This window comes from Microbulbifer okhotskensis (assembly GCF_023895975.1).
In the GTDB taxonomy this organism is placed as follows: domain Bacteria; phylum Pseudomonadota; class Gammaproteobacteria; order Pseudomonadales; family Cellvibrionaceae; genus Microbulbifer; species Microbulbifer okhotskensis.
The window spans coordinates 1-250 of record NZ_JALBWM010000486.1; the positions used below are offsets into that span (position 1 = coordinate 1).

At 61.6% G+C, this 250-nt stretch carries 1 pseudogene; it reads right to left on the bottom strand.

Annotated features, from left to right (window positions below):
• Window positions 1-250 (bottom strand): annotated as a pseudogene (locus tag MO867_RS23020) (electron transfer flavoprotein subunit alpha/FixB family protein); the annotation flags it as partial.

Here is a 250-nt window from a genome sequence, read left to right on the forward strand (position 1 = left end):
TGACCTTGATGGCATCCAGCGATTTCACCGTGGCAATGGCATTGCCGGCATAGATCGGGCGCTTGAAGGTATCGGCCGACTCAACCGAAACGATATCGGACAGCTGACCCACATCCAGCAGGGCCGCCACGCGAGGCAGCAAATTCTTGCCGGTGGTGGTGGCCGGCGCCAGCACATACTCAAAGCCGGCGGATTTGGCCAGCTCTGCCACCAGCGGCGCGACGTTCTCAGCCAGCTGATGCCCATAGGC